This is a genomic window from Pseudomonas sp. NFACC46-3 (assembly GCF_900114515.1).
GTDB lineage: Bacteria > Pseudomonadota > Gammaproteobacteria > Pseudomonadales > Pseudomonadaceae > Aquipseudomonas > Aquipseudomonas fluorescens_Q.
In genome coordinates this window covers 1-9,311 of sequence record NZ_FOTH01000036.1, presented here as the reverse complement: position 1 = coordinate 9,311, position 9,311 = coordinate 1, and the positions used below count along the sequence as shown (strand labels likewise).

Genomic DNA, 9,311 nt, shown 5'->3' with positions numbered 1-9,311 from the left:
TCGTTTCGGCGGCTGCTTACTTCCGCCGGCACATCATCCCCGGCCATGCGTTTGCGAAACAACGCCGCCCGGGCCAGCAGCAGGGTGGTCACCGGCACGGTGATGGACAGCAGGATCGGTATCAGCCAGGCGTGCAGCACCGGCCCGGATTTGAGCGCCGAAAAGTACACGATCGAAGCCAGTGCCACGCACCAGGCCCCCAGCGTGGAAGCCAGGGCCGGCGGGTGCATGCGCTGGAAGTAGTCCTTCAAGCGCACCAGGCCGATCGCCCCGATCAAGGCGAACAGACTGCTGAGCACCAGCAGGATCGCCACCGGGATTTCCACCCACATCGACAATTCGCCGGTCATTCGATCACCTCGCCACGCAACAGGAACTTGGCCAGGGCAAACGAGCCGACAAAGCCGAACAGGGCGATCAGCAGGGCCGCCTCGAAATAGGTGTCACTGGCATAACGGATGCCCAGCACCAGCATCATCAGCATCGCCACGATGTACAGATAGTCCAGGGCCAGTACCCGGTCCTGTGCCGAAGGCCCCTTGAACAACCGCAGCAGGGTCAACACCATCGCCAGGGAGAACAGGAACAGGCTCAACAGGATCGCATTGGACAGCAAGGGGCTCATTGGAAAATCTCCATCAACGGGCGCTCGTAGGTGGCCTTGAAATGCGCGATGAATGACGCCTCGTCCTCCAGATCGAACACATGCATCAACAGGATGCTGCGGTCCAGGGCCAGTTCCGACCAGACCGTCCCCGGAATCACCGTGGTGATCATCGACAGCGCGGCCAGTCCATTGGCGTCGTGCAGGTCCAGCGGCACCTTGATGAACCGCGAGCGAGGCGGGCGGCGCCCGGCGTTCAGCACACCCCAGGCCACCGCCACGTTGGACACCAGCACATCCCGGCCCACCAGCAGGAACAAGCGCAACACCACCCACGGCCGGCGGATACGGATGGGCCGCGGGCGCAACGGGCGCATCATCAACGGGGCCAGGAAGCCCAGCGCAGCGCCCAGCAGCAGATGACCGGCGCTGACGGACACGTTCAACACCAGCCACAGCAACCACAACGCCAGGGACAACCACGGGGCGGGAAACAGGCGCTTCATGGCTGCACCTCCTGCAACGCGGCGCGGGTCCCTGGGTTGGGCACGGCGCGGGTGGCGAGTACCGACATCACATAATGTTCCGGGTTGTTCAGCGCATCGGCAGCGGATTGGGTGTAGCGCAGCAACGGCTCGGCCTTGAAAGTCAGGGCGATGCCCAGGCCCAGCAGCACGATGATTGGCAGGCATTCGAACGGCCGCAGCAATGGCGAGGGTCGCTCCTGCGGCGTCCAGAAGCGCTGGATGCCCAGGCGCGAGAAGGCGATCAACGAGGCCAGTCCCGACAGGATCAATAATGCCAACAAGCCCCAGGCCTGGTTCGACAGCAGTGCCCCGGCGCTGGCACCGAGCCCCTGGGGATTGAGCAGGGCGCTGAGCAGGCTCAGCTTGCCGATGAACCCCGACAACGGCGGCATGCCGATAATCAACAGCGCACAGAAGATAAAGCTCAAGCCAAGGAAGGCCATGGTCCAGGGAATCACTTGCCCGACCACGGCTTTCTGCTCGTCATCGAGGTTGATGCCCTTGGGCGGTTGCAGGGCTTCCAGCGGTCGCGGCAAGGTGTCGAAGTCATCGTCCAGGGCCAGTTCATTGGCCGAGCGCGAACGCTCGATCAGCTCGGCCAGCAAGAACAGCGCGCAGAGCGCCAGGGTCGAACTCACCAGGTAGAACAGCGCTGCGCCCACCAGGTTGGGTTGGGCGAAGCCGATGGCTGACAACAGGATCCCGGCCGATACCAGGATGCTCAGGCTCGCCATGCGCTCCAGGCGTTGGGCCGCGAGAATGGCGATGGCGGCGCAGACGATGGTCGCCATGCCGCCGTAGACCAGCCAGTCGGCACCGAAATACGCCGAGGCGCCGGCTTGGCCGGAGAACAGCAACGTCCACAGGCGCAGGATCGTGTAGACGCCGACCTTGGTCATGATCGCAAACAGTGCCGCCACCGGTGCGCTGGCGGCGCTGTAGGCCGGCACCAGCCAGAAGTTCAGCGGCCACATGCCGGCCTTGGCCAGGAACGCCACTGCAAGGATGCCTGCCCCGGCGTGCAGCAGGCCGCGGTCGGCCTCCGGTACCAGCGGGATTTTCAGGGCCAGGTCGGCCATGTTCAAGGTGCCGGTGACGCCATAGATCAGCGCTGCGCCAATCAGGAACAACGACGAGGCCAGCAGATTGATGGAAATGTAATGCAGCCCCGACGACACCCGCGCCCGTCCCGAGCCGTGCAGCATCAAGCCGTAGGAGGCCGCCAGCAGCACTTCGAAGAACACGAACAGGTTGAACAGGTCCGCTGTCAGGAAGGCGCCGTAGAGACCCATCAACTGGATCTGGAACAGCGCGTGGAAGCTCGCACCGGCGCCGTGCCAGCGGGCCGTGGCGAAGAGCAGGGCGCAGACGCCGATGATGCCGGTCAGCACCAGCATCAGCGCCGACAGGCGATCGACCACCAGCACAATGCCAAACGGTGCCTGCCAGTTGCCCGGCAGGTACACGCCAATGGACGCGGGCAGGGCCTGGTCCTGGGTCCAGTACAACAACAGCACGGCGAAGCCCAGGCCCAGCAGGCTGGAAAGCAGGTTGATCCGCGCCTTAAGCGGGCGGTGTTTCTCGCCCAGCATCAGCATCAGCGCGGCGGTCAGCAGCGGTAGCAGGATGGGCGCGGCGATCAGATGAGGCGTCAACATCATTCCTTGGGCTCCCGGCCGTCCACATGGTCGGTGCCGGTCAGGCCCCGGGAGGCCAGCAGCACCACCAGGAACAGCGCGGTCATGGCGAAGCTGATCACGATGGCCGTCAGCACCAAGGCTTGGGGCAGTGGGTCGGTGTAGTGCAGCAGGTCCTGAGGCACGCCATCCTTGATGATCGGCTCCTTGCCGATGAACAGGCTGCCCATGCTGAAGATGAACAGGTTGACGCCGTAGGACAGCAGGCACAGGCCCATGACCACCTGGAACGTCCGTGGCCGCAGCACCAACCAGACACCGGAGGCGGCCAGTACGCCGATTGCGATTGCGATGACTTCTTCCATCAGGCGGTGGCTCCTGTGCGAGGGGCGACGGGTTTGGCTTGCAGGCCCGGCTTATGGGCCCGCACCGACTGGTGCGCCAGGGCGGTGAGGATCAACAGGGTGGAACCGACCACCACGGCGTACACGCCGATGTCGAAAAACAGCGCGCTGGCCACATGGAGATCACCCAGCAGCGGTAATTCGAAATGCCAGGTGTGGGTGGTCAGGAACGGATACCCCACGGCCATCGCTCCCAGGCCCGTGGCGGTGGCAAACAACAGCCCGGTGCCCATCCAGCGCAGCGGTCGCAGGCTCATCTGCGCCTCGACCCACTGGGTGCCGGCAACCATGTATTGCAGGATGAACGCCACCGACATCACCAGCCCGGCCACGAAGCCGCCACCGGGTTGATTGTGGCCGCGCATGAACAGGTAGAAGGACACCACCAGGGCGATCGGTAGCAGCAGGCGCACCAGCACCGACGGCACCATCATGAAGCCCAATGCGGTGTCGCTGGCATGACGCGGGTTGACCAGGTCGGTGACCACGTCCGGCGCCAGCAGACGCTGTTGCGCCGGTAGCTGCATGCTTTCCTTCGGTGGGCGGAAACGCCGCAGCAGGGCGAACACCGCCAGGGCCACCGCCACCAGCACGGTAATTTCCCCCAGGGTGTCGAAGCCGCGAAAGTCCACCAGCATCACGTTCACCACATTGCTGCCGCCACCTTCGGGCAGGGCACGGCTCAAGTAGAACGAAGAAATGTCGTTGGGCGTCTGCCGCGTCAGCATGGCGTAGGAGAGCAACGCCATGCCGCCGCCCACCGCGATGGACAGCAGCAAGTCCCGCAGGCGCCGGATGCGCGCGCGCCGCTCGCTGTTGGGCAGCGGCGAGACGTCCTCGATCCGCCGTGGCAGCCAGCGCAGGCCCAGCAGGATCAGCACGGTGGTCACCACTTCCACCACCAGTTGCGTCAAGGCCAGGTCGGGGGCGGAGAACCAGACGAAGGTCACGCAGGTCATCAGGCCGCAGACGCTGACCATGGTCAGGGCCGCGAGCCGGTGATACTTGGCCTGCCAGGCCGCGCCCAGGGCACAGGCGATGGCCAGCAACCACAGGCTGACGAAGACGATGGAACCGGGGATCTTCGGCCGGTCGCCCCAGACCAGCGTGCTGTGCAGCATCGGGATCAACCCGGCGAGCACCGCAGCCAGCACCAGCCAGAACAATTGGGCCTGCAGGCGACGGGTGCTGATCAGCCGTTCCAGGCGCCGACCCTGGCGCATCATCAACACCAGGCAACGCTCGAACAGTCGCTTGCCACTGAGCCGGCCAATGAACGGCGGGTGCTTGATGTGGCCTTGCCGGAACTGATTGCGCAGCAGCAGGTACAGGACGATGCCGCCGGACATCGCCACCAGGCTCATGATCATCGGCGCATTCAGGCCGTGCCAGATCGCCAGGCTGTATTCAGGCAGCGTGCCGCCCACCACCGGCAACGCGGCTGCCGCGAGCAACGAGCCGACCACTTGGGCCGGAAAGATCCCCACCACCAGGCAGGTGAACACCAGCAATTCCACTGGGGCGCGCATCCAGCGCGGTGGTTCGTGGGGGGTATGGGGCAGGTCGGTGGCGGCGGGGCCGAAGAACACATCCACGGTGAACCGCAAGGAGTAGGCGACGCTGAAGGTCCCGGCGATGGTGGCGATGATCGGCAGCGCCAGTTCGACCCAGGCCGTGGCAGAAATGAACACGGTCTCGGCGAAGAACATTTCCTTGGACAGGAAACCATTGAGCAGCGGTACCCCGGCCATCGCTGCGCTGGCGACCATGGCCAGGGTCGCGGTGAACGGAATCAGCCGCACGAGGCCACTGAGTTTGCGGATATCCCGGGTGCCGCTTTCGTGGTCGATGATCCCGGCGGCCATGAACAGCGAGGCCTTGAACGTGGCGTGGTTGAGGATATGAAACACCGCCGCCACGGCCGCCAGCGGACTGTTCAGGCCCAACAGCAGGGTGATCAACCCGAGGTGGCTGATGGTGGAATAGGCCAGCAGGCCCTTGAGGTCGTTCTGGAACATCGCGCAGTAGGCGCCTAGCAGCAACGTACAGGCGCCTGCGCCGCCGACGATGTAGAACCACTCTTCGCTACCCGACAGCGACGGCCACAGCCGCGCCAGCAGGAACACCCCGGCCTTGACCATGGTCGCCGAGTGCAGGTACGCCGACACCGGCGTCGGAGCAGCCATGGCGTGAGGGAGCCAGAAGTGGAAAGGAAATTGCGCGCTTTTGCTCAGGGCGCCGATCAGGATCAGCGGCAACAGGATGGGGTAGAGGCCATGGGCACGGATCAGGTCGCCGGCGGCCAGGACCTTGTCCAGCTCATAGCTGCCCACCACATGGCCGAGCAGCATCACCCCGGCCAACAGGCAAAGCCCGCCGGCACCGGTCACCATCAACGCCATATAGGCACCGCGCCGAGCGTCGGCGCGGTGGTGCCAGTAGCCGATCAACAGGAAGGAGAACAGGCTGGTCAGTTCCCAGAAGAACACCATCTGGATCAGGTTGCCGGAGATCACCAGCCCGAGCATGGCGCCCATGAACGCCAGGAAGAAGGCGAAGAAGCGCGGCACCGGATCGTCCGGCGACATGTAGTAGCGAGCGTACAGCGACACCAGCGTGCCGATGCCCAGCACCAGCAACGAAAACAGCCAGGCGAACCCGTCCAGGCGCAGCACGAAATCCAGGCCCAGGCTGGGCAGCCAGGAATACGTTTCACGAATCACGCCGCCGTCGGCGATCTGCGGGTACAGCAAGGCCACCTGAACGGTGCCGGCCAGGGCCACGAGGCCGGCCAGCAAGGATTCGGCGTTACGGGCGTTATGCGGCAGCAGCGCCGCGACACAGCTGCCGATGAAGGGCAAAAGCAATAGAACTATCAGTGACATAGGCTTCTATTCGGCGGGAGGTTGTGAGGGATCATACGTGGCGTATTCCCGATCACCAACCGCGAGGGTGTCGCAGAATCCTACAAGGTAGGTGGGGTTTTCCGACCTTGCAGGGTCTCAGGTGAGCATGCACGCACCGTCAATGTCGGGATGGCCGCTGTCGAAGATAGTGATTTTTTTCGCCAGGCAATGGATTGCTGGCCGGCCTCAACCTTCCTGTTCAAGCCCTTCATCGACTGGGATGGTGTCTTTGTTGCGGGTCTTCAACTCACTGACAATCACCGCCGCGACGATCAGCGCCGCGCCGAACAAGGCAATCGCCGGCAACCGTTCGCCCGCCAGGCGCCCGGCAATGCCGGCCCACACCGGCTCGCCGGCATAGATCAGCGTGGCGCGGGTGGGCGAGACACTTTTCTGCGCCCAGTTCATCGCCACCTGAATGGCTGCACTGGCGGCTCCCAGGCCAACGGCGCTGACCAGCAGCAGCCAGGAGAACGCCGGGATCGCTTCCTGGGTCGGCACCACCATCAGAAACGCCAGCGCCGCGGTGCTTGCCAGTTGCACCACGGTCACCCGGCGCACATCGACCTGGCCGGCATAGGCGCTGATCAGGATGATTTCGGCGGCAATCGCGATGGCGCTGATCAACGTGGCGATTTCACCGGGGCTGAAGTTCAGCGAGGCTCCGGCCGGGCCCGACACCAGCATCAACCCGGTAAACGCCAGCATGATGCCGATGCTCGGCATCAAGCCCGGTCGACGGCCCAACACCAGCCATTGCAGCAAGGGCACGAATGGCACGTAAAGCGCGGTGATGAACGCCGATTGGCTGCTGGGGATGGTTTGCAGGCCGACGGTCTGCAGGCCGTAGCCGAGCATGATCGCCACGCCGATAAAGCAGCCGGCCTTGAGTTCGAAGAGGGTCAGGTCCCGCAGATGCCGCCAGGAAAACAGCGCGACAAACACGGCCGCGGCGGCAAAGCGCAGGCCAACGAAAAACATCGGCCCGCTGACCGTCATGGCGTGCTGCACCAGCAGGAAGGTCCCACCCCAGATCATGGTGATCAGCACCAGTACGCATTCGGCCTTGCTGAATCTTGAGAAACGGGAGGAAGCTTGAGGGGAATTCACCGATGCCATGACCTTGCGCGCCACTTGAGGCGGACGCACAATGCGCCCGAAGTTGGGCAGTATAATGCGCAGCCCTACCATGTGAGCAATATAGTGCACAAAGAATCCGGCCAGCGGGCTTCCGTCCTGCAACACGTCAGCCAGAACATCCGTCGTCTGCGCCATGCCGCGCAGCTCAGCCAGACCGCGCTGGCGGAATTGTCCGGGGTCAGCCGGCGCATGCTGGTGGCCATCGAGGCCGGGGAAAAGAACGTCAGCCTGACCACCCTGGACCGGGTGGCCGAAGCCCTCGACGTAGCCTTCAGCGACTTGATCCAGGCCCCCGATGCCCGCGACCCGAGCCGCATCAACGAGCTGGCCTGGGCCGGCACGATTCCTGGCAGCAAAGCCGTATTGCTGGCAAAAGCCACCGCCAGCCGCGAAGTCGAACTCTGGGAATGGCGCCTGGAGCCCGGCGAGCATTACCATTGCGAACCCGACGCCGACGGTTGGAGCGAGCAGCTTTATGTCTTCGAGGGCTGCCTGACGCTGCTGTTGGGCAGTGAGGAACGCCGGATTGGTGCCGGGGAGTTTTTCATGTTCGCCAGCAACCAGCCCCATGCCTATCGCAACGATGGGCCGGTGGCGGCGAGATTCGTACGCAATGTGGTGATTTGATCCCTGGAGAGCGGCATGGACACAGCGTTGGATCGACAGACGAGCAGCCTCACCCGCCAAGCCGATATCCTGATCATCGGCGGTGGCCTGAGCGGTGCCATGCTGGCCGCGCAGTTGCTGCGCCTGCCGGGCCGACGCGAGGTAATGATCGTCGAACCGCGCGTTGAGTTGGGTCGGGGCGAGGCCTACAGTGCCGTGGAGCTGGGGCACACCTTGAACGGCAACGCGGCGCGCATGAGCGTCGACCCGGACAACGCCGACGACCTGACCCAATGGCTTACCGCATTCATCGAAGCCGGCGGCTGGCCCGAGTCGGATCAGCAGCATGTACCGGTCAGCGAGTTGTTCCCGCCCCGGGGGATGTTTGGCCTCTATGTGCAACAACGGCTGGCCGAGGCTCGCGAGTTGGGCGCACGAAACGGTTCGACTGCCGAGCACGTGCGTGGGGAGGCCGTGGACCTACGGGTTGCCGACGATGCCGTGATGGTGACGCTGGACGACGGCCAACTCTTACGTGGCCGTTTCGCGGTGCTGGCCACCGGCATGTTCCCGGCGGCACGCACCCCGCAAACCGAATCCAGCGGCTTGAATGCCGCAGCCCTGGACCCCTGGGATGTGGCTGCGATGCGCCAGCTCGATCCGCAGTCCACGGTGCTGATCATCGGCTCGGGGCTGACCATGGTCGATGCCGTGGTGTCCCTGGAGCAGGCCGGGCACCGTGGCCCGATCGAAGTGTTTTCCCGTCATGGTTTGTTGCCTCATGTGCGCCGCCAGCCACCCGCCTGGGTGGATTTCCTCGCCGACGATCACAGCCTGCGGTCGCCACTTCAGTTGATGCGGGCCCTGCGCGAGCAATGCCGCCGGGCCCAGGCCGAGGGCATTGATTGGCAGGCGCCGCTGGACACGGTGCGCGCCCACATCGGGCGCTTGTGGAGCCAGGCCAGCGATGTGCAACGCCGGCAGTTCGTCCGGCATGTACGGCCATGGTGGGAGAGCCACCACCATCGTTCGCCACCGCTGAGCGCCGAACTGGTGGCGCGTCTGCATGAAGAAGGACGGTTGCGGATCCAGGCGGCATCGTTCAAGGGGCTGGCGGTGTCCGCCGAGGGCACGGTGGGTATCCGCATCCGCCGTCGGGGTGAGGCCGGGCTGACCGTGGTGCAGGGCGCGGCGCTGATCAACTCCAGCGGTATTGAATATGACTGGCGCCGGGTGGCGCGACCGTTGCCGCAGCAGTTGCTGGCTCGCGGTCTGATCCAGCCGGGGCCGCTGGCCCTGGGCATTGCCGCCCGGCCTGACGGTGCGGTGCTGGACGCCCAAGGGGCCCCCGCCCAGCGGCTGTTCGCCATGGGGCCGCCGTTGCGGGGGATGTGGTGGGAAAGCACCGCGGTGACCGACGTGGCGAGCCAGGCCAAGGCGCTGGCGGCGCGGTTGGTTGAGTGGCAAACCCAAAATTGAAGTTGGAC

At 64.8% G+C, this 9,311-nt stretch carries 9 protein-coding genes; 2 read left to right on the top strand and 7 right to left on the bottom strand.

The window, feature by feature from the left end:
• The 7 genes from BM300_RS25570 to BM300_RS25540 form a co-directional block, all read right to left on the bottom strand.
• Window positions 1-350, bottom strand: a 350-nt coding sequence (locus tag BM300_RS25570) for a Na+/H+ antiporter subunit G (RefSeq protein WP_092464323.1), incomplete at its 3' end; no start/stop codon positions are given.
• Window positions 347-625, bottom strand: a complete 279-nt coding sequence (locus BM300_RS25565; protein WP_024780040.1) for a K+/H+ antiporter subunit F — start codon at window positions 623-625, stop codon at window positions 347-349. The genes BM300_RS25565 and BM300_RS25570, both read right to left, overlap by 4 nt.
• Window positions 622-1,110 carry a Na+/H+ antiporter subunit E gene (locus BM300_RS25560; protein ID WP_063320694.1) on the bottom strand — a complete coding sequence of 163 codons (489 nt, stop codon included), beginning with the start codon at window positions 1,108-1,110 and terminating at the stop codon, window positions 622-624. Before BM300_RS25560 ends, BM300_RS25565 begins: the two co-directional genes overlap by 4 nt.
• Window positions 1,107-2,792, bottom strand: coding sequence for a monovalent cation/H+ antiporter subunit D (locus tag BM300_RS25555; RefSeq protein ID WP_092464321.1), 1,686 nt, complete (start codon window positions 2,790-2,792; stop codon window positions 1,107-1,109). The genes BM300_RS25560 and BM300_RS25555 overlap by 4 nt, the downstream gene beginning before the upstream one ends.
• Complete coding sequence (locus BM300_RS25550; RefSeq protein ID WP_003202835.1) at window positions 2,789-3,133, bottom strand: Na+/H+ antiporter subunit C; 345 nt, start codon at window positions 3,131-3,133, stop codon at window positions 2,789-2,791. Before BM300_RS25550 ends, BM300_RS25555 begins: the two co-directional genes overlap by 4 nt.
• Window positions 3,133-6,057, bottom strand: coding sequence for a monovalent cation/H+ antiporter subunit A (locus BM300_RS25545; protein ID WP_092464319.1), 2,925 nt, complete (start codon window positions 6,055-6,057; stop codon window positions 3,133-3,135). The genes BM300_RS25550 and BM300_RS25545 overlap by 1 nt, the downstream gene beginning before the upstream one ends.
• A 207-nt stretch (window positions 6,058-6,264) precedes the next feature.
• Window positions 6,265-7,269: a DMT family transporter gene (locus BM300_RS25540; RefSeq protein ID WP_177344950.1), complete on the bottom strand. Its 1,005-nt coding sequence runs from the start codon at window positions 7,267-7,269 to the stop codon at window positions 6,265-6,267.
• A 12-nt stretch (window positions 7,270-7,281) separates the two neighbouring features.
• On the opposite strand from BM300_RS25540, the gene BM300_RS25535 reads away from it, so the two are divergent.
• Both BM300_RS25535 and BM300_RS25530 read left to right on the top strand, forming a co-directional pair.
• Complete coding sequence (locus BM300_RS25535; protein ID WP_072341866.1) at window positions 7,282-7,845, top strand: helix-turn-helix domain-containing protein; 564 nt, start codon at window positions 7,282-7,284, stop codon at window positions 7,843-7,845.
• A gap of 15 nt (window positions 7,846-7,860) precedes the next feature.
• Window positions 7,861-9,303, top strand: a complete 1,443-nt coding sequence (locus tag BM300_RS25530; RefSeq protein ID WP_092464315.1) for an FAD/NAD(P)-binding protein — start codon at window positions 7,861-7,863, stop codon at window positions 9,301-9,303.
• The last annotated feature ends 8 nt before the right edge of the window (window positions 9,304-9,311 follow it).